Source organism: Streptomyces sp. NBC_00885 (assembly GCF_045207475.1).
In the GTDB taxonomy this organism is placed as follows: Bacteria; Actinomycetota; Actinomycetes; order Streptomycetales; family Streptomycetaceae; genus Streptomyces.
Genome location: NZ_CP108796.1, coordinates 8,579,655 through 8,606,221 on the forward strand (window position 1 = coordinate 8,579,655; position 26,567 = coordinate 8,606,221).

Below are 26,567 nucleotides of genomic sequence, written 5' to 3' on the forward strand. Positions count from 1 at the left end.
AATACCGCAGCCTCCGAATACGTGACGGGTACCAGCTCTCCGTATAGACCTCACCCCCGACGACGTCCCGCTGTACGGCGCGGAGCCGCCCTCCGCCGACCCGGTCCTGAGGCGGCCGACCTAGGCATTGAGCTCCCTCCCCGGTCGTGCAACGAGCAATTCGAGATTCCCCTCGGTCGGGACGCCCCATCGTTGCGCGCACACCGTGAACGCCAACGAGCTGAACGCTCCCTGGCTCTTCCCCATCCAACCCCCCGGACAGGCGCAGTCGGCGTCATCAGAACCGTCTAGGCAGCCGAGGTGACCCGTGGAGGAGGTGTTCGGGATCGAACCGACCCTGCTCAACTCGCGGACGTACCTCAGCGGGACCCCGCGTCCCTGGCCGGACGTCGAGGACAACGACTGGCTGTCCGACCACGCGGCGGTGATCACCACTTCGTGCTCGGCACGGCCGGCGAGGAGTGATCCCCCATTTACAAGGGCACCGTTTCCCGCAGGGCCGTCGTTTCCACAGGGGTCTCGATATTCGCTGGGCCGCACGGCACCGGCCACCTACCATCGGTGCCATGACCTGGCGACATTGATCCACCAGCCGTGCCTCCCGAGGGCCGCCTCGGACGCCGTACCTCCGACGTCCGAATCGCCCCTGCGGGAAGGCCTCATGACTCTCTCACCTGCGTGTGCGCCCGGCGCCGACAACATCGGAAGCACCGGTGTCCGGCGGCTGACGGCCACACTCTACGGCTACGCGTTCCTCGACGACTTCATCCTGCTCTACCCGGTGTACGCGCTGCTGTTCAGCGACACCGGTCTGTCGATCTGGCAGATCTCCTCACTGTTCGCCCTGTGGTCGATTACCGGGACCCTGCTGGAAGTCCCCTCTGGCGCCTGGGCCGACGCCGTCTCCCGGCGGCTGCTGCTGTGGCTGGGCCCGCTGCTCACCGCCGGCGGCTTCGCCCTGTGGGTGATCGTGCCGTCGTACTGGACCTTCGCGCTCGGCTTTGTGCTCTGGGGGGTGCGCGGCGCGCTCGGCTCCGGTGCGCTGGAAGCACTGGTGTACGACGAGCTCGATCGGTTGGGGGCGGCCGGCCGGTACGCGCGTGTCATCGGCCGGGCCCAGGCGGTCGGGATGGTCGCCGTGATGGCGGCGATGGGACTGGCCGGTCCGGTGCTCGACTTCGGCGGCTACCCGGCCGTGGGCGCGGCGAGCGTGCTGGTCTGTGTGCTGGCCTCGGTGGTGGCGACCCGGTTCCCTGAGCATCGGAAAGCGGTGTCTCACGGTGATGACCAGCTCTCTGCCCTCACCACCCTGCGGGCCGGGCTCGTCGAGGCACGCCGGGACCGGTCCCTACGCGGGGCGCTGCTGCTCGTTCCGGCCGTCGGTGCGGTCTGGGGTGCGCTCGACGAGTACACGCCGCTGCTGGTTCGGGACACCGGCGTGGCCCAGCAGACGATTCCGTATCTGCTGCTGGTGATCTGGGTGGGCCCCGCGATCGGCAGCCTGCTGACCGGGGCGGGGGAGCGGCTGAGCACGGCGGGGCTCGGAGTGGTGCTTGCGGGCTCGGCGTTCGCCCTGGCCGTGGGTTCGCTGATGGGCACTCCGGCCGGCATCGGTCTTGTCGCGGTCGCCTTCGGTGGCTTTCAGTTGGTCAACGTCCTTGCTGACGCGCGGCTCCAGGACCGGATCGAGGGGACTTGCCGGGCGACTCTGACCTCTGTCGCGAGCATGGGGACCGAGCTGGCCACGGTTGGGGTGTTCGCCGCGTACGCCTCAGTCGGTGCGTCGTACGCGCACGGGATCGCCTTCGCTGTGTTCGCGGTGCCGTATCTGGTGACGGCGCTCGTGTTGGTCCGGAGGGCCGCCTAGCCCGGACTTTACCGGCCTCGCACGGCTCGTATCGGGCGGCCTGGGCGGCGGCACCCAGTACCCGCTGAAACTCGCCGCGGCCCTGCTGTCGACGCTGCCGGTGGCGGCGCTGTTCTTCTGCTTCCAGCGCCACTTCGTACAAGGCGCCAACGCGGGAGCCGTCAAGGAGTAACGGGCGGGTAGCGACCCGCGCCGGTGCCAGGCCAAGGTCGGGTGAACGCAGCACACAGCGTGAGGCGGGTTACGACGAACGGTGCCGCCGACCCTCCGGAGCAACCGGCGCGCAGTCCAACAGGCAACGCAGCATGTCCGAGCCGGGACCGCACCGCGGTAGCGCAGCGCCACGGATTGCGCTCCGCAGGCGGGGCTATCGGTGCTTCGAGCGCCCCCGATTCGCGCTCCGCCTCGTCGTGCCGGGTCCGAGACACGGTGGATGCAACCTGCGGGCGGAATTCCTCCAGCCACCGTGGAGGGGTCCGATCCGGTCCCTGGTGCAAAGCGGTCAGGCAAATGGCAACGCTTCAGGCTGTGTTCGTTGACTGGACATCCCGCACCGATGAGCGGGTCACCATGTGTGGGCGACGTCGACGATCAGTTTGCCGCGGGTCTGGAGGACCCGGAATGGCAGCCGTGCCCTGACGCCGAGTCCCACCTGCGTCTGTCCTTCGAAGCTGGCCCCGAACCTGGTGTCGCGGAACGTCTTGTACCCGGCCACGTTCACGCCGGGCAACGGCTTGCCGGCCCTGCCGGCATATGTCGGCTGAAGCGTCACCGGGTCGTAGCTGGGAGCGGATACGAAGATCTGCAGGATGGCGCCCCCGCGTACGGGTATCGGGTCACCCGAGCCGTCCTGACGGAACGTCTCGACGTAGCCGACGTGATGGCCCACCTTGGCCGATGCGCCCGTGACTTGGAATTCCGTGCGGTCGAAGCACGCGCCTCGGCTCACCGTCACGTTCCTCAGTGGCACCGCACCGGCCTCAGCGGTCGACTTCACGCCGCTTCCCCACGCGGTCGAGCATGCGGAGGCGGATGCCGTCGCCCCCATGCCCGGCATCGCGGCCCCCGACGGCACCGCCGTGCCTGTCAGACCCGCTCCCGCGAGCACCAGCGCCGCACTCACTGCCCATAAACGCTGCACAGCCTGCTCCCACTTTCCGCTATCGGTCACGTACCCGGACGCATAGGAATACACCAGAATGCCTTCGGCAAGGGCACCGATGGTGGCCGAAACCACCGGTCGGTACCCTTGAGCCGCTGCACCCGGATGCCCTCAGAATTCGAAGACGTCCGATCCTTCGGCATTCTTGATGCACTCATTGGCGAAGGTGTGCTCGTAGGTCACGCGCTTGCCGCCCCATACCCCCTGCGCGGTGACGGTGACGGGGGCGTACTCCTTGGTGCAGAAGTGGGGCTGGCCACGGCTGATCTCCGCCAGGCTGCTGAAGTCGCCGTTCACCTGGGTGAGGGCGGCGCAGGCGTCTTCGGCGGCCGGGTGCGTGCCCGTCGCGTCGGGCGTACAGGTGAGGGTCACCGCGCGCTCCGGAGTCGCGGTGGCGGCGCTCTGTCCGTGTGCCGTGGTCAGGACCAGCGCCGAGGGCGCGTAGAGCGAGGAGGGCTCGGCGTGCGCGGTGCCGGCCGTCGATCCCAGCATCGCTCCTGCGACGAGAACGCCGGCCGCAGTCCATCGAGAGGTCTTCCGCATGGTGCGCATCCTTCCTGGCTGTGCTGAATTGTGCGGGTACCGATCGGCGTTCTCGAGTTTGCCTAGCGCTCGCAGCAACGGCACGCGCACCCCGTGCGTTTCAGATATCATGCGCGTTCAATCAGTGGCCAGGACGCAACGGCGCGGAAAGGGAACTTCCCTGGCGACCGTCGCCCCGCGTGCGTCCGTGCCGGGCGCGACGGCCGAATCACCCCGGATCGCATTCGGCCGGAAAGGTCCGCTCCCCGTCAATACCGGCGAGGGTCATTGAACATCGGAAGGTTGAAGCGGGCTTCACTGCAATGCGCTTGTCGCGCCGTTGAACCAACCGGCCCTGCAGAAAGGAAGTTCACCGGAGCCCAGCGAACTATCTGTCAGCCCTCCCGGATGAAGCCCTCCCGCACCAGCCAGTCCTTCGCCACCTCGTGCGGGTCCTCCCCGTCCACGTCCACCCGCGCGTTCAGCCGCTGGGCCTCCGCTCCCGTCAGCCGCTTGGTGATCGGGGCGAGGACGTCGGCGATGGCGGGGTACTTCCTCATCGTGGCGCTGTTCATCTCGGGGGCCGCGTTGTAGTTGGGGAAGAAGTGCCGGTCGTCCTCCAGCACCTTCAGCTCGAGTTCCGGAATGCGGCCGTCGGTGGTGGCCGCCACGCCGAGGGTGCAGGCCGCGCCCTTGGCGACCTGGGTGTAGACGACGCCGTCGTCCATCTTTTTGAAGTTCCCGCGCCGGAGGGCGAATCCGTACGTCTTCGCGACGCCCGGCAGGCCGTCCTCGCGCACCGAGAACTCGCTTCCGCCGCAGATCGTCGCCGCGCCCGGGTCCTTCTTCGTCAGACGTGCCACGTCGGAGAGGGTGCGCAGCCGGTACTTCTGCGCATTTGCCCGGTTCGCAACCAGCGCGTAGGTGTTGTTGAGCGGGGCGGCGGGCAGCCAGGTGATGCCGGTGCGGCGGTCCTCGTCGCGTACGGCCTCCCACTGCTCGTACGGGTCAACGACCGGCTTGGTGTGACCGAGGTAGGTGATCCAGGCAGTGCCCGTGTACTCGTACATCCCGTCCGCCGCACCGGACTTGACCGCCTCGCGGGCACCGATCGAGCCCTGGATGTTCGTCCGGTCCAGGACTTCCGCGCCGGCCGCTTTGAAGGCCAGCCCCATGATCTGGCCCAGGATGATCTGCTCGGTGAACTCCTTGGAGGTCACGGTCAGTTGGGCGCCCTTCAGCGGTCGTCCCTTTCCGATGGAGCCGGGCTGCACCGGGTCGGCCAGCGGGCTGCCGCTGGTCAGTCCGCAGCCGCTCAGCCCTGCGGCGGCGAGCAGCAGGGCGCCCGCGCCCGCGACGGCCGTCCGTACCCGGGTCAGGCGCATCAGTCCACCTCCAGGCCGCGTGGGCGCAGCAGCAACTCGACGAGCATCCCCACCCAGTCCACGATCAGCGCCATGGCGACCGTCAGTACGGAGCCGAGCACCAGCACCGGCATGCGCTGGTTGGTGATGCCGGAGGAGATCAGGTCCCCGAGTCCTCCTCCGCCGCCGAAGGTGGCCAGCGTCGCGGTGCCGACGTTCAGCACGAGCGCGGTGCGAACGCCCGCCAGGATCAGCGGTACGGCCAGGGGCAGTTCGACCCGGAACAGCACCAGCAGCGGCGACATCCCGATGCCGCGCGCCGCCTCCACGAGTGCCGGGTCGGTGGCCCTCAGGCCGGCCACGGTGTTGCTCAGCACCGGCAGCACCGCGAATGCCACGATGCCGACCAGGGCGGCTCGTTGGCCGATGCCGAGCCAGATCACCAGCAGCGCCAGCAGGCCCAGGGCCGGGGTCGCCTGGCCGATGTTGGCCGCCGCGACGAACAGCGGTGCGGCCCGGCGCAGGACCCGGCGCGTCAGCGCGATGCCCAGCGGGATCGCGATGATGAGCACGAAGAAGGTGGAGATCGCGACGAGTTCGGTCTGCTGGAGGAGTGCGGTGCGCACGGCGCCGTCTGCGAGGGCGTTCCTGGCGATCGAGTCCAGCTCGGTGGTGCGGAGATACAGCGCGGTGGCGCCGAGGACGACCGCGACGAAGGCCGGCAGCGTCACCAGCTTCTGCCAGGTGATACGGGGCGGGACCCGGTCCAGTGCGGCGAGCTGGGTCACGGGCTCGTCATGCCCTGGCCCTGGAGCCGGCCCCGGGGACCCGTAACCGGCCTCGGTAGCGGCTCCACCACCGGCGCCGACACCGACCTCGCTCCGGCTCACGCGGGCTCCCCCCGGCCGGTCGGCCGAGCCTCCTCGGCTCCCCGCTCGCCCGGCGCCCCGTGCATTGCGTTCAGCAGTGTCGACATGTCCACCACGCCGGCGTACGCGCCGTCCTGTCCCGTGACCGCGACGCGGCCCGCACCGTCGGCCAGCAGCGCCTCCAGCGCGTCCCGCAGCGTCATGTCCACCCCGATCCGCCTCCGTACGGGAGTGCCCGCCGACAACGGCAGCGGCTCTCCGGCGGGTTGCGCACTCCGGGCGCGCGTCAGGTCCTCGCGTCGCAGCCAGGAGCGCGGGCGCCGCTCTCGGTCCAGTAGCAGCAGGTGGTCGGCGGAGGCGGAGCCCGCGTCCAGCAGGTGCAGGGCGGTCTCGAGCGGGTCGTCGACGGTGGCGGTCGGGACGTCGGCGAGCTCCACCTCCCGTACGCGCTTGAGGTGCAGCCGCTTCACCCCGGCTCCCGCGCCCACGAAGCCGGCGACGAAGTCGTCCGCCGGACTGGCCAGGATCGCTTCCGGAGTGTCGAACTGGGCGATCTGCGACCGGTCGCGCAGCACCGCGATCCGGTCGCCGACCTTGATGGCCTCGTCGAAGTCGTGCGTGACGAAGACGATCGTCTTGCGTAACTCGCGCTGCAGCCGGATGAGCTGGTCCTGCAGGCGCTCGCGGGTGATGGGGTCGACCGCCCCGAAAGGCTCGTCCATCAGCAGCACGGGCGGGTCGGCCGCCAGCGCCCGCGCCACCCCGACCCGCTGCTGCTGGCCGCCGGAGAGCCGGCGCGGATAGCGGCCGCGGAACTCCCCGGGATCCAGCCCGACCAGTTCGAGCATCTCCTCGACCCGGTCCCGCACCTTCGCGCGGGGCCAGCCGGCCATCTTCGGTACGAGCGCGATGTTCTCGGCGACGGTCATGTGCGGGAAGAGGCCCGTGGCCTGGATGGCGTAGCCGATGGTGCGGCGGAGTGCCACAGGGTTGATGCCGGTGACGTCCTCGCCGCCGATGGTGATCCGCCCCGAGGTCGGCTCGATCAGCCGGTTGATCATCTTGAGGGTGGTGCTCTTGCCGCAGCCCGAGGGCCCCACGAGGATCACGGTTTCGCCTGCCGCGACGTCCAGGGTCACGTCCTCCACGGCTGGGGCTTGGCTGTCCGGATAGCGCTTGGTGAGGTTGTCCAGCCGGATACTCGCGCCGGCGGCCGGCCGGTCGGGCCCGGCGGAGCGGGCGTTTCCGCCGGGGCCTGCGGCGCCGGACGTCGGGGAGGTCGGTTCGACGATTTCGGCAGAGTCAGCCACGGATCCCCCGTGAGATGGTGAGCCGTCCGATCAGCACGTACCCGGCGTCGAACAGCAGGGCCAGGACGACGATTCCGAGCGTCCCCGACAGTACTTCGTTGAGCGCGTTCGCACTGCCCAGGCTGGAGATCCCGCGGAAGATCTGGTTGCCGAGCCCGGGTCCCGATGCGAAGGCCGCGATCGCCGCGATGCCCATCAGCATCTGGGTCGACACCCGGACACCGGTGAGGATCGGCGGCCAGGCGAGGGGCAGTTCGACCCTGAGCAGCTGGGCGAACCGTGACATCCCCATGCCCTTGGCGGCCTCGACGAGGGCCGGGTCGACTCCGCGCAACCCGACGACCGCGTTACGGACCACGGGCAGCAGTCCGTACAGCGTCAGCGCGATGACGGTCGGCGCGACGCCGAGGCCGACGACCGGGACGAGCAGGCCGAGGAGAGCCAGGGAGGGGACGGTGAGGATGCTTGCGGTCGTGGTGATCGCGAGGTTTCCCGCCCACTCGGTGCGGTAGGTGAGGACGCCGATCAAGAGCCCGAGCACCGTGGCGACGACCATGCACTGGAAGACGGCGCTGGCGTGCTGATAGGCGTCCACCAGCAGCTGCTGGTAGCGGGTGCCCAGGTACTCCCAGAAGCTCACTTCTCGGTCCCTCCCTCAAGGCCGGTCCTCCAGCGGTCAGCGGTCCATACGGCGCCTGCTGCGACGCCTGGCGCACCAGTGGAGTGATCCGGAGCGGCGCCGGATTGTCCATCATGATCGCCGTCGAGGCCCGCACGATGCCATCGAATACCACCATCCGGCCGATCATGCGCTGCAAGTCGGCATTCGAGCGTGCCACCAAACGGCACAGCATGTCACCACCCCCCCCCAGCGGCGAGGAGTACTTGGGCGCGACCGACGGGAGCTGCATCACCGGCTCAGCACACTCGTATTGCTCGCCAACCGCTGACCCACCCGGGCATCCGACACGATTCTCCCCGGTGGTGGGGCAGTTGGGCTCTGTCCGCAGTTCAGTGAATTGGAAGGGGCGGCGACGCCGAAGGTGGGGGACGGTTCGGAGCGGGCCAGGGTGCTGGGGCAGGCGCCGCCGCTGCTCCTTGGGCTCGGACTACCTGCCATGGCCGTCTTGGGGGTTGTGCGCGGAAGCACAACCAACGGCGCGAGCAAGGCGGCTGAGGCCGGGGCCTTTGGGGACCGTCGTCATGCCGATGCGGCAGATGCACTGGCCCGGCGGCGGGCAGGCGTCACCTCACCCACCCACACCCCTGAAAGCGGGAGGGCCTGACAAACAGGGGGGACCCGATCGGGAACCGCCGTGATCGTCTTGTCATCTTCCCGGCGGAAGGAGTCATCGCCTCCAAGAACCGGAGTTCACGATATGTCGTACGAACCCGACGGGTACTACCAGCCGCGCCGGGCGTCGTATCCACCACTCGAGGGTGACGGGCAGCGTCCTGGGTACCCGCGCGAGGGATCTGGCGGGCACCACCAGCAGCCGCAGTCTCCGTACGGGCAGAGCCCGTACGGAGCCCCCCGCCATCACGGGAGGCCGCACGACGAGTACGAGCCGTACGACGAGTACGACCAGACCCGCCCCTACGAGCGCTACTACCAGCCCACTCGCCCGCCTCAGCGGCGCCGCAGTCCGTTCCGAGCCCGCCGATGGATCATCGCCGGTGCCTCAGTGCTCGCGCTCGCCGGTATCGGTGCCGGGGTGATGACCTACTACGAGATCCCGCCCTTTACGGACAAGGGCAAGGACGTCTCCTTCGACACTCCCACGGGCAGCGGCCGGTCCGGTGGAAAGAAGCAGGGCAAGAACTCCAAGGTCCTGATGCCGACCGGCCCGAAAGCCGACTTCAAGAACTCCATGACCCTGGACGACGGCACCCATGTCGCCGTCACCACCCTTGAGGGCGGGAAGTCGGGCTTCAAGGGCAAGCTGTGGGTATGGGCGCCCAAGCAGTATTTCGACCCGAAGTACGAGAACAGCGGCTTCCCCGTCATGATCGCCCTGCCCGGTGGTCCGGGCTACCAGAGCAACTACTGGATGGGCACGGACCTCGGTCTGCAGCAGAGCATCACCGAATGGTCCGAGCAGGGCAAGAGCAAGCCGTTCCTCCTGGCCATGCCCGTGCTCAACCCCGGCCCGGACGACGGCGGGCTCTATTGGGACGGCTCCGACATACCCGGCCAGCCAAAGATGGGCACGTGGCTGACCGAGGACGTCCCCAACCTGATCAAGGCTAACTTCCGCACCGTCAGGTCCCGTGACGGATGGGCCTTCATGGGCTCCTCCACCGGCGGCTTCGCCGGCCTGAAGGCCGTGCTGAAACACCCCGACAAGTTCAAGGCAGTGATCGCCTCCGGCCCGGACATCGTGCCGGACTCCCGGCTGTGGAAGGGGCATGAGAAGGAGAAGGCACAGAACAACCCCAAAGTTCTCGCGAAGGAACTCATAGCCAAGGGCGGCCCGGACGTCTATCTCGCCTTCCAGGTGGGAACGGCCGAGAGTAATACCCACACCCTGCCGGACGTGAAGAGCTTCATCGCCACCTACGGGAAGGGTCCCATACACACCAGTCTCCGTGAAATACAGGGCGGCAGACACAACGCCAGGACCTACGTCCCCAGCATGGGCGAGGGCCCGATCCAGTTCATCAGCGAAGTGATGGAAGGACCTGTCTCGGACTGACCGCGAAGGCCGGAGTCTCCTGCACTAGCGCACGGCCCCGTGATGTGAACAGGCGCTCTCGATTCGGTGGACGTCGACGGCCGTCACGCTGTTTCGAGGTCTAGAGGCTCTTGCTCCTCATAGGGGCTGCAGCCGGTCGAGCAGGGTTCCCGTGAGGGCGATGTGACGGTGCCCAGGCTCGAGGACACGCTGCGCGTCGTTGAGAATCTGCGTGAGTTCATCTCGCGCCTGCCCGCTGCGGCCTTCAGCAACCAGCGCCTGAGCCTTTTGCAGACGGCTGTGGATGGCATGCGGGTGGTCGGCGCCAAGGACGCGACTTCGGTCGGTCACCAGCTGAGTGAACGCCACGGTGGCTTCGACGGTCCGTCCGGCCCGGGCCGCAAAAGCTGCCTGGGTGCTGCGTATGGCGAGTGTGTGCGGGTCGTCCGGCCCCAGACAACGCTGGGCATCCGCCAAGAGCTCGCCCAACTGCCGCTCTGCCTCGGCGAGATCGCCGTGCAGGCTGAAGAACCAGACAAGGCTGCGCCGGACAGCAAGAACTTGCGGGTGGTCGGGTCTCTCCAGCCGTAATCGTTCGTCGAGGAGAGCCTGCAGCTGCCGGACGGCCGCCTGGGTCTCTCCCGCTTCCCCAGTGAAGTAGGCCTGCTGGTGCCGCGCGGCCAGTGTGTCGGTGTGCTCCGGACCCAGGGCGGCGATTGCGTCAGTCACCAGTTCACTGAATGCGGCAGCGGCCGCCTGCGAATCGCCAGTCTCTCCAGTGAAGAACGCCCACTGATGGCGGGCAGCCAGCGTATCGGGGTGACGCAGGCCGAGCCTTGCGTTTCTGCGCCGCACGATGCTCTCAAGATCCCTCACCGCCCGGCGCGGCCAGCCGCTATCGCCGATCACTATCGCCAGCACAAAGTCCGCCCCTGCTGCTCCCCCTGCCCGGGCGCGTTCGAGAGCCGCAGTCGCCCGTGACAGATGACTCGCCTGATGGGCAAGCAGCCCCATGTCAAAGGCATCAGCGGGCTCGACCCGGGACAGCAGGGCCTGCCACAAGTGGTCCGGCACTGGAGGCAGTCCCGGCACGTTCAGCAGGTAGTCGAAGGCGGTGTAGCCCTGGCTGTAATTGCCGATCAGGAGCCCGCTGGTGGCGTAGGCAGCCTTGCACGCCCAAGCCATCGCCTCGGCAAAAGGTTCCGGCTGCAGGTCTGGCCCGCCGCGCTCAGCGAGGTAGGGCGGGTGAAGATCTTGGAGCCACTGTCTGCTCACTGGGCGTCGCAGCCCCGACCGGCGGCAGTCGACGGCCGCCGTCACGATGGCCGCGCCCCGCGGATTGGCCCCCGGCGCCCAGGCGTTCTCCCACGCACCCAATAACTCCGGGCCGGCTGCGACCACTTCTGCGAGACCGAACCGGTCGCAGCTGACCAGAGCCAGCCTGATCCGCGGATCCCCCCGGTGCGCCGTAGCACGCTGCCGCTCTGTCGTGGACCAGTGGCGTGCCAGGCGGATTTTCACCGCCAGGTGCAGCACTTCCCGCTGGACCCGCCAGGCGTCCCGGTCGGATCCTGTCAGCCTGCTCTCCTCACGGGCGTCATAGCGCCGGTACTCCTCCGACCGCATGGTAGCCAGCACCACGACACGGCCGGGTCGGCCTTGAAGGAGACCGGCCAGCATGGAGGCGGTCACCCCGTCGGCACCCAAATAGTTCTCAAGATCGTCCAACCACAGAACAGCATGTCGGCGACGCTGGGCCACCTCAATGGCTGGGGTGAGCGCTGCCCTGGTCAAGGGCCGTACGAAGGCATGCCGGGGGAAACAGGACCGAGCAACCTCATATGCCAGACGAGTCTTCCCGGCAGTCGATTCGCCCACAATGAGCACGAAGCCACCCCGTTCCAGCGCCTGCCGCAACAACGGATCGGCATCGCGTTCCACGTAGGGCGTTGCCGAGCCATGAGCATGCTGGCCGTCTGCAGGATGAACACCAGCCAGTTCGGGACGGTCCACCTGGCCGACCCTGGGAATGCCTCCCGACGCCGTTCTCAACAGCGCCGCGACACTCCGCTCGGCATGCTGCGGCCGCAAATGGTCCGCAACAAGGGTGTATACGGCCGTGACGGCCGCGCCGATACCGGTGGCCAGCGGACCGGACGTCCAGGTAGAAGCGAGCGCCAACGCGCAGGCGCCGATTCCCACGGCCGTCGAATACCTCAGCCAGCCCCGAGTCCGGCTGCCCTCGTGCCGAAGATACGGTGACACGCTGCCCCCATTGCGTGACGTGGTTCTCCATTCTCGTCACCGTGCCGGCCCTGTCGAGGGGGATTGCCGTACGTAACCGAGTTGGGGCCAGCAGATCTGAACGGAACGGCACGCCGCGGTTCGCCGACAACGTTCCTGCACGCACGCCTGAGGGCAGGGTGAAGGATGTGCCACCCGGGGCACGGCTACGCCCGCCAGGTGATCATGTCGGGACCTCAAACATCCCTGCCGCGCATCCTGCGCCGAGCCGTGACGCCACTGCCAGCAATGATCATTCTGTTTGCCGGAGTTGACCCCCACTGACGCTCTTGTCTGGTAGTCGCCAGGTGTCCTGTCGTTCGCTATTCCGTTCGCCCTTGTCCCACCGGTCCTGCGGCAACGCGCCATAACAAGCGCGCCTACGTCTTCCACGGCACCGTCACCGTGGCCTCGCTCCGTCTGTGGCTCAGGCGATGATCAGCCCGCCTCGAGGGCGGCGGCCCGCTTCGCCAGGTCGGCTGCGATGTCGTCCCAGTCCGGGCCGTGCATCCACAGGTTCTCGGCAGCGTCTCGCATCAGCGCCGGCTCGTCCGTCCGCTGCAAGAGCACCAGCCGATAGGCCAGGTTCCGAAGCCATACCGGTAGTCGGCCATCAGCCACGTGCGGGCAGAGCTCGCGCAGCATGGCAAGGATGGAATCTGCGTCAGCGAACGTCAACTCCTCGACGAAGTAGTGCTCCCGATGTTCGAGGCCGCACTCCGGCGTGGGTCGGTACTCGTCTCCGTAGAGACACCGGGCGTGCTCCGTCAGGGTGCAGTGCATGGCCTGGAGCCTACGACGCCATGATCCGCCGGTCAGAACCCAGTCGTTCCGGCAGGCTACTTACCCTGCGGCGATCCACTCGACGGACTGCCTCAGCATGCCCGCTACCTGCCTCGCGGCACCGTGACGAGGAGGGTGGACGGGGATCAACTGGCAGGTGCCTGGTAATGGCCACGGCCAGCACGCTGGGCGCGCGATGTGGCGACGAGGCGGTCGAGTGTGCTGCGGACGGTGTTGCTGCCGTTGAGTGTGTCGTCACGGCCCAAGGCCTCGGCGACATCGCGGGCACGGACCGCCTTGCCGCCAGAGTTGGAGAGAATGGCCACGACCTGCTCGGTCAGGCCTCCGGCTCCACGAGCGACTACCTGCTGCGCAGCGTCCGCGTGCCTCGGCGGGGGGCTGACGGCGCCATTCATCCGTACGTCATGGGCAGGTTTTCACGTGAACTCCGGCGCAGGCACGAGTGGTTTTGCACGCGCGATGTCCCGCCCGTTCGCTTGGATCAGGCGGGACCTGGAGCACATGGCGGGAGCCAGAAGATGTTGGTGATGGTGGCGTCCCAGTTGCTGGTGCCGGCTAGGCGGGGTGGTCGATGGGTGGTGGGGCCGCCGGGGTGGAAGAGGAGGCAGCGGGTGGCGCAGGTGGTGGTTTTCGTGGTGCCGGTGGCGTCGACGTAGCTGATGTTGAAGTTCGGGTCGGCTGGGGTGGTGGGCCCAGAGGTCGCCGTAGGATTCACCGGCCTTGGGCTGGAAACTGCGGTAGGTGACGGGTTCGCCGGTGTCCGGGTCGGTGTAGGTGGGGGTGGCCACGGTGCCCTCCACGCTGCCGGGTGAGGTGAGGTGAGGTGAGGTGGAGCTCCTCTGCCGCATCTCCGAAGAAGTCGCGGAGCGCGGAGTACTCGACCAAGAATCTGCGCGATCTTCAGGCCATCTGCCGTCGCCTCGGCGAGATCGATGCCCCTTGCCGCGTCGGCCTCTGGGCCAACGCCCTGGCCACAGATCCGGCGTGGGACGAAATACGTCCTCCGGCGGCTGCGCGAGATCAGTCGAAGTTCAGAGACGGGTTCTGACGCTCCAGCGGCATCGGGCCGTCAAGCCATGCAGGTGGCAGAGACGTCCATCAGGGATCGTTTCCCCCAAAAGGCCTCACCCAGGGGCCTGTTGGTCAGGCTTGGGTGAGCCTTTGGCTGGTGTGCCGTGTGGATTGTTAGCCGGGTGGCTGGCCGTGCCAGGCTTGGTAGATCGTGATCACGGTGGTGATGACGTTGCCGATGGCTGGTGTCCACAGTCGTACGGTCCTGCCCCAACTCCGTGTTCTGTGCGTCGCTTCGGCTTTGCTGCCGGGCTGCCGTTGCTCCTCGTGCATCCGCCCCTCCCTTTCCCGCCTTGGGGATCTCTCAAATTTCTCGGAATCTGTTGAGACCAGGGTGCGGTGGGAGGGTTCCCGCGGTCACGGGAGCGGTCTACCGACGCGGCGGGGGTGGTGGGTCAGGGCGGCGTTCCGAGGCCGGCTGCGCGTGCGAGGGCGATGAGTTCGGCTCGGTCGGTTGCGCCGAGTTTGGTTTTGATGTCGGTGAGGGCGTTCTCGACGCGTTTGTGGCTGATGCCGAGGTGGGCGGCGGCGGTGCGGGTGGTCTGTTTGGGGATGGCGATGATGTTGAGGATTTCTCTTTCCCGGGTGGTGAGTTGGGGGAAGGCTCCGTCGCGGCGGGCGGTGCGTAGTTGGTCGAACCAGGGGCGCATGCGGGCGGTGTCGGATAGGTGGAAGATCCAGGCGCCAGCGGCTACGTCGCGCACGGCGCGGGTGATCTGTGTGACGTCTCCGGCTTTGAGGAGGAAGCCGGAGGCGCCGGCGCGCATGGCGGCCATCACGGTGGGGTCTGCTTCGTGTTCCGAGTGGACCAGGACCTTGGTGCCGGGCCGGGCGCGCTGGATCTCCTGGGTGGCCCACAGGCCATCACCGCCTGGCATCCGCACGTCCATGACTACGACATCGGGTTGGAACTCAAGGACGCGACTGACCGCTGTGCGGCCGTCGCATGCCTCGGCGACCACGGTGATGCCGGGATCCGACTCCAGTAATACGCGCAGGCCGTAGCGGGTGAAGGGGTGGTCGTCGGCGATCACGACGCGAATGCCCTGATCCATCACACGCTCCTGCTCGGCTCGGCGAGGACCGTGTCTTCTGCGCCTGGCACGCTGACGGGCAGGTAAGCGACGACCTCGGTACCGCCGCCGTTCCGTGGCCGGATCTCGCAGCTGCCTCCGATCTCGGCGGCACGCTCGCGCATGGATCCCACCCCCACCCCAGGGCGTATCCGGGCAGGAAGGCCCTGTCCGTCGTCGGCGACCGTCATCTGGAGGGCGTCGTCGCCCACTTCAAGGGATACCCAGCAGTTGGCGGCTTGGGCGTGCCGCAGCACATTGGCCACTGCCTCGACCAGGACCCAGTAGGTGGCCTCTTCAACTGCCGCGGCAAGGCGGGGAATGTGCTGCGGCAGATCTGTGTGTACGGCCAGGGACACGCGGTCGGTGTAGGCCAAGACAGCCTCGCGCAGCCCGAGCTGGTCGACCGGCGAGCGCAAACCCATGGAGATCCGGCGCAGGTCCTGGGCGCCTTGCCGGATGTGGACCAGAGCGGTGTTCAGCAGGTCACAGGTGGCGTCGGGATTGGTCCGCAGCTGTGCGGTGGCCGCTTGAAGGGTCCAGGTGGCGCCGGTGAGGACCGGCCCAACGCCGTCATGGAGGTCGCGGGCCAGGCGGCGTCGCTCTTCCGCCCGTACAGCGACGGCGTGCTCTTGCGAGCGCAGAAGTGCCAGCGACAGCCGAACACCGGCGGCGGCCTGAGCGATGTGCCGGGCAACATCCCGTAACAGCCGCAGATCCGCAGCAGACAAAACCTCACCGGGCGCCCGTGCTCCCACCAGCAGAGTGCCGATCTCTTCTCCCTGATGCGCCAGCATCAGCCGCAACGCGACCGGGGATTCGGTTCCGTGAGCGGCGACGCGGGCACTGCCCGCGTCAGGCGCGGTGGCGTCATCGAGCTCGATGGCCACGTATGGCAGGCGCATTACCTCGGCCACCGTCGCAGCAGCCTGCGGCAGCACGTTCTTCGGATCATTGGTCGCTCCCAGGCGGCGGCCGAGCTGGGCCAGCGCCGCATACGGATCATCCCGCAGGCCGTACACGAGCCGGCTCACCACACGGTGCAACAGGCTGCGCAGCGGCTGCAGCGCGACGGCCACCACGCCGGTCGCCAGCAGCGGGGCCATGCCAGAGGCGGAGTGCTGCAGCACAAGCCCGAAAAGGCTCACGGACCCGATGTAGAGGCCGACTACGACGCCCGTCAGCCCCGCATAGAGCAGCGACCGGCTCAGGATGCGGTCGATGTCGAACAGATTGTGGCGCACGATCGCGATGGCGATGGACGCGCTCAGCACGACGGGGACCAAGTCCATCGCGATCGACTCGGCAGGGCCGTCCAGCATGGTGATGTGCACCGTCACCAGGAGGACGGTCGTCATCACCGCCCAGGCCACCCACTTCAGCTGCTGGCGCATTACGTCAGCAGATCCACGGAAGCGGAACAGCAGTGAGGCGGCCGACAGCAGGAAGGGGGTCAGATTGATCAAGATCGACACGACGCCCACGTTCTCCAGTGCGACCGACAGCGCAGGAAGACCGACCGGGTTGGGCGTCGAGGGGAAGTATTCTCCGCCGCCGAGAGGTCCTGGCAGGAATGCTGCGATCAACAGCACCAGTACGCCACACCCGCCGACGTACCAGGCCGGAATACGCCAGCGTCCAGAGGGCAGTTGGCCGTTCGGGAACAGCAGAAACAGGAAGAAGACCGGGAAGATGAAAAGAACGAAGGACCAGTTCGACACCCACGCCGCCAGGACTCCACCCAGGAGCCCTCGAGGAATCGCATAGAGCCCATAGGCGTGGGCCAGCAGATCGACAGCGGACCCGAGCCCAGCGAGCAGCAGCAGCCAGCCTGCCGGATTGCGTGGCTGGCGGGTCGACACGACCAGCCCCGGCAGCGTAAACAGCAAGCCGGTCACCGCCTCGATAACCATCAGCCACCACGGATGCCATTCGGGACGAGGCTCCGCTCGTGACAGGACCGCGAAGACCACCGTCACAGCCGCTACGACCAGCGTGGCGATCCACAAGATCCAGGCGGTTCGTTTCTGCGGCAGCTTCGCCAGCAGGGGCGCAGTGCTCGGGATCGTGCGTGCCTCTTGGCTTCCCGCGAGCTCGTTCATGGCTCACCTCCAGTACGGGCACTGTCGGCGGGCGGTGATCCCGGCAACAAGGGAGCCGTTTCCCGGGCATCCGGGAATGGCCACGCCAGCATTGCGGTGAGCCGGCCTCACCTGACAGGGCGTACCAAGGGGCGCGAGGGGGTCCAGTGGAGCTCTTCGGTGTGCGGGTCGCAGGACCACGCTTTGATCGTCCCGGCTTCGACGAGGTGGTCGAGCAGTGGGCCGAGCCCTGCGGCTGTGGTGCCGCACGGCTGAGCCGGTCGGTTTCAACGCCGGTGTGTGCGCGGGTGGCGGACACGCTCCTGCGGAACCCGGCCGGTCGGGCCGCCGTGTTCGGCGGTGCAGCCCGGGGCTATTTCGCGAGGAACGCTTCGGCCTCGCACTTCTTGGCCCATGTGAAGGCGTGGTCATCCACGTTTGAGTCGTCGAGCGCGAGCAATCCGTCGTCCTGGACAGTCGCTTTGACGTTGTGGGCGCGCAGGCACTTCACCCAGCGGTCGGCTTTCTCCCGGAAGTCCGGATCCTCTCTGGCGGCCCGCATCGTCAGGAGTTCAGGCTCCTTGCTCCCGCAGGTCTTCTGGGCTTCCGCGTACGTCGCGTCCTGGCGAAAGGGGCCTTTGTAGCTGCCGTCCGCGTTCTTCAACATCTTGACCCCCTTCTTGGCCAGGCAGTCCATCCATACCTGGCTCACCCTGTTCGACTCCTCCTCGGAGGTGTCCGGCCTGATGAGGGGCCGCTCGTTCTGCGCCGGCGGTGACGACGACGCCTTTGTGGGGTCCGTTACGCTCGCGACGCCCGCGTCACGCGCGTCCTCGGTCGAATCGGCCCCGCCTCCGCATGCCCCGAGCAGGCCTGTTGCGGCGAGCGCGGCGACGGTCGCGAGCAGGCGCACGGCGCTTGGTGAACGGGGCACATCGGCAGTGTGCATGGTGTGATCCTCTCCTGTGCGTTCCAGAAACGGGTAGGGGTGCGATGTGGGTAGGTGGTGGTCGGGTGGCTGCCGCCGGGGCACCGCGTCAGGCTGAGGCCAGTGCCGTGGTGGGGGAGAGCCGGGAGGCGCGTACGGCCGGGTATACGCCGGCGACGACGCCGACGAGTAACGCGCCGCAGAGCCCACTGCTCACCGCAGCGAGTGGGATGACCGGCGGCCACTCCTTGTACGCCGCGTAGCCCATGGTGCCGAGCACGCCGAGGGTGATTCCGGCGAGGCCACCGAGGCTGGACAGTGCGATCGATTCGGTGAGGAACTGGCCGCGGATCTGGCCCCGGTTGGCGCCCAGCGCGCGACGCAGTCCGATCTCTCGGCGGCGTTCCAGTACTGAGATGACCATGGTGTTGGCGACGCCGATGCCGCCGACCAGCAGCGCGACACCGGCCAGGCCGATGAACAGCCCGGAGAACGTGGCCTCGGTGGAGCGTTTCGCGGCCAGGGCGTCCGACGGTCGGCTGACCTGCACCTCGCTCGGGGACTGCGGGCTGATCGTGGCGGGGAGTACCGCGTGCACATCCTCGACCGCCGCTTCGTCCGCCTGGAGGAACAGTTGAGTCGGCCGGAGGTCGAAGCCGAGCGTGCTGTGGGCGGCCTCCCAGCCGACGAGAACGGAGCGGTCGATGTCCGGGGTCAGCGGGACGGAACGCAGGATCCCGATGACACTGAACCACCGGTCGTTGATCAGTACGAGCGGTGGCGGATCACTGGGGCGCAGGTCGGGGTAGCCGAGACGAGCCGCCGCGACCGTGCCGAGAACGGCGGTGGGGATCCGTCCGGTGGCCTTGGAGAGGTAATGGCCGGAGCGGACCTTCGCGTTGATCACGTCGAGCAGGTTCGGCTGGGCGGCCAGCACCGTCATTCCGGAGGCGTCGAGCGGACCCTGCTGGTCGGAACGCCGCACCACGGCGTGAGTGTTGGCCACCGCGGTCACAGCGTTCACGGGTCCGATGCGCTTGACCATCGCGACCGACTCGGGCGGGAACGAGGCCGGCTCGTCACCCAAGGTTTTGTTCGCGACGGCTTGGAGCCGATCGGTGCCGAGCGCGGTCAGCTCCTCGTTCAGGGCCTTCTGGCTGGAGGCCGGGATCCCGGTGACCACGATCATCGTGGCGATGCCGATGGAGATGCCGAGAGCGGACAGCGCCGCCCGAATCCGCCGGGTGCGAATGCCGATCATCCCGAGGCGAAGCAGATCGGCGGGCGAGAGCCGAACGGGCCGGTGCAGCGGAGTCGTTGCGGACGGGTGCCGCCCGCGTGTCGACAGGTACCACTGCGTGGCGCGGCGCCACGGGGCCCCCGTCACGGCGCGACCCCGGTGGCGCCGATCCTGTCGCTGTCGGTGTCCCTGTCGGCAGCGGTGTCGGTGATGATGCGGCCGTCCTGGATCTCCACCCGCCGTGGCAGATGCGCGGCGATGTCCCGGTCGTGGGTGATGAGCGCGATCGTGGTCCCCTCCTTGTTGAGCTGGGTGAGCAGTTCCAGCACCGCATGTCCGTTCGCGGTGTCCAGCGCGCCGGTCGGCTCGTCCGCGAGTACGAGCGTGGGTTCATGGACGAGAGCCCGGGCGATGGCCACCCGCTGGCGTTCGCCGCCGGAGAGTTGGTGCGGTCGGTGGCCAGCCCGGGGGGCCAGGCCCACCCGCTCCAGCGCGGCGAGGGCGAGCGGGCGGCGCCGCTTCCTCGGAACCCCGGCGTAGAGCAGACCGGTGGCCACGTTCTCGGTGGCGGTCAGCCCCTCGGAGAGGTGGAACTGCTGGAAGACGAAGCCGAGCCAGCGTCCCCGCAGGGCGGACAGTTGCCGGTCCGGCAGGGTGGTGACGTCCTGACCGGCGATCACGACGGTACCGCTGGTCGGCAGGTCGAGGGTGCCCATGATGTTCAGCAGGGTGGACTTGCCCGAGCCGGACGGGCCGACGATGGCCAGGAGTTCGCCCTCCCGTATCTCCAGACAGACCCCGGCCAGAGCCTTGACCCCGCCGGGGTATTCGACCGTGGCGTCACGTACCGACAGGACCGGGGTGTGCACGGCCGTCACGATGACGTCACCACCGAGGTGCCTTCGGCTATGCCGTCGCCGGTGATCTCGGCCATACCCTTGGCGATCAGTCCGGTCTTCACCGCGACGACCCGCCCGTCGGCGGTGCGCAGCCCGTAGCCGCCCTCGCGGAGCGCGAGCAGCGCGGTGACCGGAACCACGAGTACCCCGGCCCGGGTCTCGGAGACGAACTCCACCTGGACCGGCGCCGAGTCGAGTTTCTTCACCTTGTCCGGGTCCTTGAGCGCGACCGTGACGGTCATCTTCGCCGGTCCGGGTCCCTGCTCCGGTGCCTCGGCGGCGGTGCCGACGCCGGCCACCGTGCCGGCGGCCGAGGCGCCGTCCGGGAGGCGTACGGTCACCGGATCGCCGCGTCTGATGGAGCCCGCTTGCGAGGTGTCCACCGCCACGGTCACGGCCTTGGCGGTCGAGGTCACCTTCAGCAGCGGCGCAGCGGCTGCGTCACCCACCTGGGCGCTGGCACTGTCCACCCGGACTGCGCCGTTGAGCACCGCCACGTCACCGGGCGCGATCACACCGGTGGACGGCATCCCCATGCGGGTCTGCCAGCGTTTGATCGCCTGCACCAGCTTGTCTGTGAGGACGCCGTCACCGTGCTTGACCTTCACCCGCGTGACCGTACCGGCGCCTTCGGGGGACCCCGTTCCCGCTGTCGCTGTTCCCGGCGAGGCGACGGGGCCCGTACCGGAGTCCTGAGGCGCCGGGCTCGCGCCGTCGGCCCTTCCCTTGCCGGGGGAGGTCGAGGGTTTGGCCGAGGCGGAGTTGCCGGGTGTCGCGTCCTGTTCGCCGCCCGTCGGCGCCGTGTTGTTGGCCGGAGTGGTCACGGTGACGACGTGACCCGGCGAGGGCTGGGACCCGATGTCGTAATCCAGGGCCCGCAGGTTGTCGGCGATCACCTTCACGTCCCGCCCGACCAGGTTCCGGCCCTCGAGACGCCTGTAGAGGGGAACGGTGCCGTAGAAGACCGGCACCGGGCGGTCGTCGACGCGGTACAACTCCTTGCCCCGGGACACTGTCGTCCCGGCGGCGGCAAGCCATGTCACGATGCCGTCTTTTGCCCCTTTGAACGCCTGCGGCTTGGCGTAGCCGAGTGTGCCGTCGAGGGACCGGCTGTCGGACAGATCCTTTCGTACGACCTTGACCGTACTCGTCTTCGGCTCCGCCTTGGAAGGCTTCGAACTGCCGCCCTCTCCCCACGGCACCCCCACCACGATTCCCGCCCCGGCCAGCCCGATCACGAGCGCGGCAGCGATGATCAGGTTACGCCGCCGCCTGTTTGACGCACCGGCGCTGGTGGTGGCGGTGCTTGCGCCGGTGGGATCCTCGTCGGTCTGGATTTGGCCCCTTCCGTTTGGTGCAACTGCCCTGATGGTGATGGTGGCATCGTCGTCCGGCCGGGTGCCGGGGGCGCCTCCCTGGCGGGTCACCGCGAGACCACCGCGGCGGACGGGCGAAGGACCACCACCCCTGCCGCGCCGCAGGAACGGGGGCCGTCGTCTGGGACACCTGTGCGGCCCCGGACGTGACTCCACACGGCCGGTTCGGTGGCTTGAGCGGTGTCTCGGATCATGCGGAAGACTCCCAGAGTGACGCGGACGACCGCCGTGAACGCGGACACGTCCGGCGGTCGGAAGCGAGCCATGGGCCCGACTTCGGGTGCAGAGCCGACCATGCCTCACTGGTATCAGGACGCCCTCAGCACAAAGTATTCAGATTGTCAGAATGGCGAGCCCGACCGAAGCCCCTGCTTATAGTCACCGTCATGAGTGCACGGATCCTGGTCGCGGAAGACGACGCCAGGCAGGCACAGGTGCTGCGGATGTACCTGGAGTCCGAGGGGTACAGCGCGATCGTCGTGCACGACGGGCGCTCGGCGATCGACGCTGTCCGCCGACTCCAGCCGGACCTGCTCGTCCTCGATGTGATGATGCCGAACGTCGACGGACTCGATGTGTGCCGGATCCTGCGCCAGGAATCGGCCATGCCGGTCCTGATGCTGACCGCCAGGTCCAGTGAGAACGACTTGCTCCTCGGCCTCGACCTCGGTGCCGACGACTACATGACCAAGCCCTACAGTCCACGCGAGCTGATGGCCAGGGTCCGAACCCTGCTGCGCCGCGTCGAGCGCGCCGCGCCACCGGACGACGGGGTCCTGCGGGTGGGAGCGATCACGGTGGACCCGCTCCGGCACGAGGTATGGGGGGCATCCGGCCAGCCCGTCACGTGCACCCGCGGGGAGTTCAGCATCCTGTCGGCCATGGTGGCCGAGCCCGGCCGGGTGTTCACCCGCCAGCAACTCCTGGAGCGCACCCGGGGCTGGGACGTCTACTCGACCAGTCGCACCATCGACATGCACGTCATGAACCTGCGGAAGAAACTCGAACTCGACCCGCGCCGCCCCACCCACCTGATCACCGTCCACGGCATCGGCTACAAGCTGACCCCGGGAACCGGCCCGGCAGGGAACTGAGGTGCGCCGCTCCGGGGTTGCGCTGCACAACAGCCTCTTCGTCCGGCTGCTCGCCGCGTCTTTGCTGGTCGCGGCCTGCGCCGTGGCCGCGACCACCTGGCTGGCCGTCACCACCACGACACGGGCGATCAGCACGGAACAGGGCCGGTCGTCGAAGGCCGACGCCGGCATCTACGACGCCCTGATCGGCTACTCGGCCACGCACACCGACTGGGGCGGCGTGCAGTCACTGGTCCGCGAGCTCGCGGCGCGGACCGGCAGAGCGATCACCCTCACCACCGCCGCCCGCACCATCCTCGCCAGCTCCGAGTCGACCGTGCGTGTTCCGGACCGGCCGGCCGCCTCCGTCGACCCGCTGCGACTCGACCCGGTCCTGTCCCGTGAGAGCACCATCGGCCCGATCGACCCGCGCGCGGTGGGCCCGTTCCTCCTGGAGGGCGAGGACCGGGAGCTTGTCCGGGAGAGAGTGCAAAAGATCACCGACTGTCTCACCGAAGGAGGGGTCGCCACCAAGGTCAACCCTCTGCCCAGCGGGCGTTCGACGATCCAGCCCACCGGGCCCGAATCCGAAATCAGAGTGAAGCTGATGGAAGCCTGCGGCATCGATCTGCTCAAGGTGCCCACGTCGTTGGAGGAAATGCCGCTCACCCAAGTCAGCGAACTGGCTTCGGAGTGCCTCAAGCAGCAGGCAAGACCACCTGTCGAGGTATTCGCCGACTTTTCCTGGCGCTTCACCGGCCACAGCGAGCGCCAGGAGTACTCCGACCGCGCCGCGCAGGAGTGCGTGAACGAAGGCCGCCGACAGCAGCTGCGGCCCTATGTCTCGCCCCCCGTCCTGCTCTTCGTCGCCGATCCAGGACATCCGACCACCGAGACCGTCAAGCTCTCGACGGCGAACACCCTACGGATCTCGGGCGCCGCGGGCATCGTCCTGACCGTCACCTGCGCTGTGACCATCCTGCTGGGCCTCCGCCTGGTCCGACCGCTGCGCGCCCTGATCACGGCAGCCCAACGCCCCGCCGACGAGGCGGTGCGGGTCCCCGTGCTGACCAAGGACGAGATCGGCCACGTTGCCGCTGCCTTCAACGACCTCGCCGAGCGAAGGGAGTCCCTGGAGCTGCAGCGCAGGGCGATGGTCAGCGACGTTGCGCACGAACTGCGTACCCCGCTGACCAACATCCGCAGCTGGCTGGAGGCGGCTCAGGACGGTCTGACACCGACCGATCAGCAGTTGCTCGCCCTTCTCCTGGACGAGGCGATGCTGCTCCAGCACATCATCGAGGACCTGCGTGACCTTGCCGAGGCCGAGGCCGGCAGTCTCGTACTGCATCGTGAACCGCTGCCCGTGCGGCATGTACTGGAACACGTCGCGGTGGCGCACCATGGGGCCGCCGGTCCTGCGGGCGTCGAGCTTGCGATCGAGGCCGCCGAGGAACTCGAGGTGCACGCCGATCCGGTGCGGTTGCGTCAGGTGATCAGCAACCTGGTCTCCAACGCGGTCAGGCACACACCGAGCGGGGGCCGCGTCGTCCTGCGGTCCCGGGTGGAGGGCACAGAGCTGGTCGTGGAAGTCGCCGACTCCGGGAGTGGTATCGATGCGGCGGATCTGCCTCATGTCTTCGACCGGTTCTGGCGGGCGGACAAGTCCCGCAACCGGCAGACCGGCGGCAGCGGCCTCGGGCTGGCCATCACCCGCAAACTGACCGAGGCACACCACGGCACCGTCTCGGTCGTCAGCACACCCGGCGTCGGCTCCGTGTTCACCGTCCGACTCCCGTGCGGCGACGCCCTCGACGAAGGCGCACCACGCGCGTCATCCCCAGAAGTGAACGCCGGGCGGGCACCGTGCGGTCCTGATCCGCGACGATCCGCTCGGCCATCCACCTTCTGACAGCTCCCCTTTCGCCCCCGGCCTCGCACAGGGCTCTTGTGACATACCTCCTTCGCTCTCTGCCAGGTCAGTTCAGCAGCTGGTTCTCCAGGACGACCGTCTGGCGGCGGGACGGCCAGGGTGTCGCGCTTCCGCGATTGGACGATCAGTGCCAGGGTGTCGCCCGCGGCGATGTATGCCTGCCGGGTCTGAACAACGCGGTACATCGACGCCGCGGTCGCCCGGCTCCGCGCGGAGGGCCATGCGTTCGACGGGACCGAATGCAACGGGGACTGAGGCAGACACCTGGCACGCTTCCTCATTACCGCCACCAACAGGACACAGCGGAGGGGCCCGTCACCGATGTGACGGGCCCCTCCGCTGCGTGCGGCCTTGTACGGCGTCAGGCGGCGACGGCCGCCCGGCCTGCGATGAACGTGCGGGCGGTCTCCGCCACGCGGCCGCCGAGGTGCTGGGCGGTCGCGATGTCGGCCTTGTGTACGCCCTCCGGCCCCTCGTCGGAGTTCGTCTGGGCCGCGGCGCCGGAGAAGAAGCCGAGTCGGTTGAGGTCGTGCTCGGAGCCCTCGGTGGAGTTCCATCCGGGCTTCAGTCCGAGGTTCACCCAGTGCATGCCGTGCTGAGCGGCAAGCGTCGCGAAGTACTGCAGGGTGTGCAGCTTGTCGCCGCTCTTGGAGCCGGAGTTGGAGAAGCCGGCCGCCAGTTTGTTCTTCCAGGCGTCGGTGAACCAGCGCTTGGACGAGTCCTCGGCGAACTTGTGGAACGCGCCGGAGGCGGTCCCCATGTAGGTGGGTGACCCGAAGACGATGGCGTCGGAGCCGTCGAGCAGCTCCCACTGGGCTTCGTCGATCTCGTCGACCTTGATCAGGTGGACGGTGGCGCCGGCGGCGGCCGCTCCGTCGCGGACGGCATCGGCGATGACGGCGGTGTGGCCGTAGCCGGAGTGGTAGGCGATCGAGATAACAGGGGTGGGCACGGTAGTGGCTCCTCGAAAGCGATGTGCTCGGCGTTGGTGACCTCAGGGAAGCACTAACTTTTGTAAAGCGCAACCCTATGGTTAGCGCTGTGCGCGAGTATGGTTGCTGTATGGAGACCAGCGAGACCAGGCCCCAGGAAGAGAACAGCGGAGCCGGTACGGCCGATGACCTCGCCTTTGACGCGTTTTCCCGCAACTGCCCGTCGCGCGGCACGCTGGAGCACGTCACCGGCCGTTGGGGCAGCCTCACGCTCGGAGCCCTGCAAGAAGGCACGTTCCGCTTCAACGAGCTGCGCCGCCGGGTCGACGGCGTGAGCGAGAAGATGCTGTCCCGGACCCTGCATGCCCTGGAGCGCGACGGTCTCGTACACCGGGAGGCGCAGCCGACGAACCCGCCGCGGGTCGACTATGAGCTCACCCCACTGGGTCACGAGGTCGCCGAGCGGCTACTGGGCCTCATCCACTGCCTGGAGGGCCGGATGCCCGAGGTGCTGGCGGCGCGGGAGCGTTACGACGAGATGCGCGAGGGCATAGGCAGCCGCTGACAGCAGGGGCGCAGGGCCCTCACCGGTTCGTAGCCCACGCATCGCCCCGGCCGTCGCTAAGAAGCCCGGCGAGCTGGTCGCGGACGCGGCGCCGGAGACGGTCCAGGAGTGCCCGCGGGAGCCTGTGGACGACGCTGCGGGGGGCTCGGTCGGCGACCTGCCAGACGGTATGGACGATGGAGCCGCTGATCGGGAGCCGAGCGGAGTGGCCGCGATGTTGTGGACGTGGTTTGGGGTTGACCGTTGACCAACCGATCTCGCCGTCACGGTGTCCGCAGGTGGCCCCAACCTGAGCCGCTCCGCCCTCTTGAGGTGTGGACGTTCGCGAAGTTTCCCAGCCCGAGGTTCACGATCTTCCCCAAGGGGAAGGCGGCTCCGGTCGTCACCAGGTTCATGCCCGGGGTGGCGGTACAGCTTGATGGCTGCCGCCAGCCCGTTGGATCAGGGCCGGGCCGTCAAGGGTGGGCGCAGCTCGTCGCGGTGGTGACACCCGGAGGCTCAGGGTGGGGTTAGCACCACCCGGCGGTCGGTGGCTGACTG

23 protein-coding genes and 1 pseudogene are annotated in these 26,567 nt (G+C 68.3%); 5 read left to right on the forward strand and 19 right to left on the reverse strand.

Annotated elements, in window-relative coordinates; genetic code table 11:
- Positions 1-661: 661 nt before the first annotated feature.
- Complete coding sequence (locus tag OHA61_RS39020; RefSeq protein WP_406307116.1) at positions 662-1,867, forward strand: MFS transporter; 1,206 nt, start codon at positions 662-664, stop codon at positions 1,865-1,867.
- Positions 1,868-2,432: 565 nt separating this feature from the next.
- On the opposite strand, the gene OHA61_RS39025 is transcribed toward OHA61_RS39020, so the two are convergent.
- The 7 genes and pseudogenes from OHA61_RS39025 to OHA61_RS39055 all read right to left on the reverse strand — a co-directional run.
- Positions 2,433-3,104 carry a hypothetical protein gene (locus OHA61_RS39025; protein ID WP_406307117.1) on the reverse strand — a complete coding sequence of 224 codons (672 nt, stop codon included), beginning with the start codon at positions 3,102-3,104 and terminating at the stop codon, positions 2,433-2,435.
- 36 nt (positions 3,105-3,140) lie between these two features.
- Positions 3,141-3,572 (reverse strand): subtilase-type protease inhibitor, encoded by a 432-nt coding sequence (locus OHA61_RS39030; RefSeq protein ID WP_406307118.1) that lies wholly within the window; start codon positions 3,570-3,572, stop codon positions 3,141-3,143.
- A gap of 374 nt (positions 3,573-3,946) precedes the next feature.
- On the reverse strand, positions 3,947-4,936 hold the full coding sequence (locus OHA61_RS39035) for a glycine betaine ABC transporter substrate-binding protein (RefSeq protein ID WP_406307119.1): 990 nt from the start codon (positions 4,934-4,936) through the stop codon (positions 3,947-3,949).
- Entirely contained in the window at positions 4,936-5,703 is a 768-nt protein-coding gene (locus OHA61_RS39040) for an ABC transporter permease (protein ID WP_406307120.1), read from the reverse strand. Before OHA61_RS39040 ends, OHA61_RS39035 begins: the two co-directional genes overlap by 1 nt.
- A gap of 98 nt (positions 5,704-5,801) precedes the next feature.
- Positions 5,802-7,094: a betaine/proline/choline family ABC transporter ATP-binding protein gene (locus OHA61_RS39045; RefSeq protein WP_406307121.1), complete on the reverse strand. Its 1,293-nt coding sequence runs from the start codon at positions 7,092-7,094 to the stop codon at positions 5,802-5,804.
- The gene (locus tag OHA61_RS39050) at positions 7,087-7,734 is read right to left on the reverse strand and encodes an ABC transporter permease (protein WP_406307122.1); all 648 of its coding nucleotides are present in this window, start codon (positions 7,732-7,734) and stop codon (positions 7,087-7,089) included. The genes OHA61_RS39045 and OHA61_RS39050 overlap by 8 nt, the downstream gene beginning before the upstream one ends.
- Positions 7,735-7,786: 52 nt before the next feature.
- Positions 7,787-7,960 (reverse strand): annotated as a pseudogene (locus OHA61_RS39055) (Lrp/AsnC family transcriptional regulator); the annotation flags it as partial.
- Between the two features lie 513 nt (positions 7,961-8,473).
- Here OHA61_RS39055 and OHA61_RS39060 point away from each other — a divergent pair.
- Positions 8,474-9,790, forward strand: a complete 1,317-nt coding sequence (locus tag OHA61_RS39060; protein WP_406307123.1) for an alpha/beta hydrolase — start codon at positions 8,474-8,476, stop codon at positions 9,788-9,790.
- Between the two features lie 117 nt (positions 9,791-9,907).
- Here OHA61_RS39060 and OHA61_RS39065 read toward each other — a convergent pair whose 3' ends face one another.
- The 11 genes from OHA61_RS39065 to OHA61_RS39115 form a co-directional block, all read right to left on the reverse strand.
- A complete protein-coding gene (locus OHA61_RS39065; RefSeq protein WP_406307124.1) occupies positions 9,908-11,971 on the reverse strand; it encodes a hypothetical protein in 2,064 nt (687 codons plus the stop codon).
- Positions 11,972-12,490: 519 nt separating this feature from the next.
- A complete protein-coding gene (locus OHA61_RS39070) occupies positions 12,491-12,835 on the reverse strand; it encodes a hypothetical protein (protein WP_406307125.1) in 345 nt (114 codons plus the stop codon).
- Between the two features lie 146 nt (positions 12,836-12,981).
- On the reverse strand, positions 12,982-13,161 hold the full coding sequence (locus OHA61_RS39075; RefSeq protein WP_406307126.1) for a hypothetical protein: 180 nt from the start codon (positions 13,159-13,161) through the stop codon (positions 12,982-12,984).
- A 176-nt stretch (positions 13,162-13,337) separates the two neighbouring features.
- Positions 13,338-13,571: a hypothetical protein gene (locus OHA61_RS39080; protein ID WP_406307127.1), complete on the reverse strand. Its 234-nt coding sequence runs from the start codon at positions 13,569-13,571 to the stop codon at positions 13,338-13,340.
- A gap of 470 nt (positions 13,572-14,041) precedes the next feature.
- Positions 14,042-14,200, reverse strand: coding sequence for a hypothetical protein (locus OHA61_RS39085; RefSeq protein ID WP_406307128.1), 159 nt, complete (start codon positions 14,198-14,200; stop codon positions 14,042-14,044).
- A 122-nt stretch (positions 14,201-14,322) separates the two neighbouring features.
- A complete protein-coding gene (locus OHA61_RS39090; RefSeq protein ID WP_406307129.1) occupies positions 14,323-14,982 on the reverse strand; it encodes a response regulator in 660 nt (219 codons plus the stop codon).
- Positions 14,982-17,102: a sensor histidine kinase gene (locus OHA61_RS39095; protein WP_406307130.1), complete on the reverse strand. Its 2,121-nt coding sequence runs from the start codon at positions 17,100-17,102 to the stop codon at positions 14,982-14,984. Before OHA61_RS39095 ends, OHA61_RS39090 begins: the two co-directional genes overlap by 1 nt.
- A 352-nt stretch (positions 17,103-17,454) precedes the next feature.
- A complete protein-coding gene (locus OHA61_RS39100; RefSeq protein WP_406307131.1) occupies positions 17,455-18,030 on the reverse strand; it encodes a hypothetical protein in 576 nt (191 codons plus the stop codon).
- An 88-nt stretch (positions 18,031-18,118) separates the two neighbouring features.
- Complete coding sequence (locus OHA61_RS39105; protein ID WP_406307132.1) at positions 18,119-19,270, reverse strand: ABC transporter permease; 1,152 nt, start codon at positions 19,268-19,270, stop codon at positions 18,119-18,121.
- A gap of 122 nt (positions 19,271-19,392) precedes the next feature.
- Positions 19,393-20,118, reverse strand: a complete 726-nt coding sequence (locus OHA61_RS39110; protein ID WP_406307133.1) for an ABC transporter ATP-binding protein — start codon at positions 20,116-20,118, stop codon at positions 19,393-19,395.
- 5 nt (positions 20,119-20,123) lie between these two features.
- On the reverse strand, positions 20,124-21,575 hold the full coding sequence (locus OHA61_RS39115) for a peptidoglycan-binding protein (RefSeq protein WP_406307134.1): 1,452 nt from the start codon (positions 21,573-21,575) through the stop codon (positions 20,124-20,126).
- Between the two features lie 335 nt (positions 21,576-21,910).
- On the opposite strand from OHA61_RS39115, the gene OHA61_RS39120 reads away from it, so the two are divergent.
- Together OHA61_RS39120 and OHA61_RS39125 are read left to right on the forward strand one after the other, a co-directional pair.
- A complete protein-coding gene (locus tag OHA61_RS39120; protein ID WP_406307135.1) occupies positions 21,911-22,618 on the forward strand; it encodes a response regulator transcription factor in 708 nt (235 codons plus the stop codon).
- A 1-nt stretch (position 22,619) separates the two neighbouring features.
- Positions 22,620-24,509: a sensor histidine kinase gene (locus OHA61_RS39125; protein ID WP_406307137.1), complete on the forward strand. Its 1,890-nt coding sequence runs from the start codon at positions 22,620-22,622 to the stop codon at positions 24,507-24,509.
- A gap of 382 nt (positions 24,510-24,891) precedes the next feature.
- On the opposite strand, the gene OHA61_RS39130 is transcribed toward OHA61_RS39125, so the two are convergent.
- Entirely contained in the window at positions 24,892-25,482 is a 591-nt protein-coding gene (locus OHA61_RS39130; RefSeq protein ID WP_406307138.1) for a flavodoxin family protein, read from the reverse strand.
- Between the two features lie 110 nt (positions 25,483-25,592).
- On the opposite strand from OHA61_RS39130, the gene OHA61_RS39135 reads away from it, so the two are divergent.
- Positions 25,593-26,027: a winged helix-turn-helix transcriptional regulator gene (locus OHA61_RS39135; protein ID WP_406307139.1), complete on the forward strand. Its 435-nt coding sequence runs from the start codon at positions 25,593-25,595 to the stop codon at positions 26,025-26,027.
- The last annotated feature ends 540 nt before the right edge of the window (positions 26,028-26,567 follow it).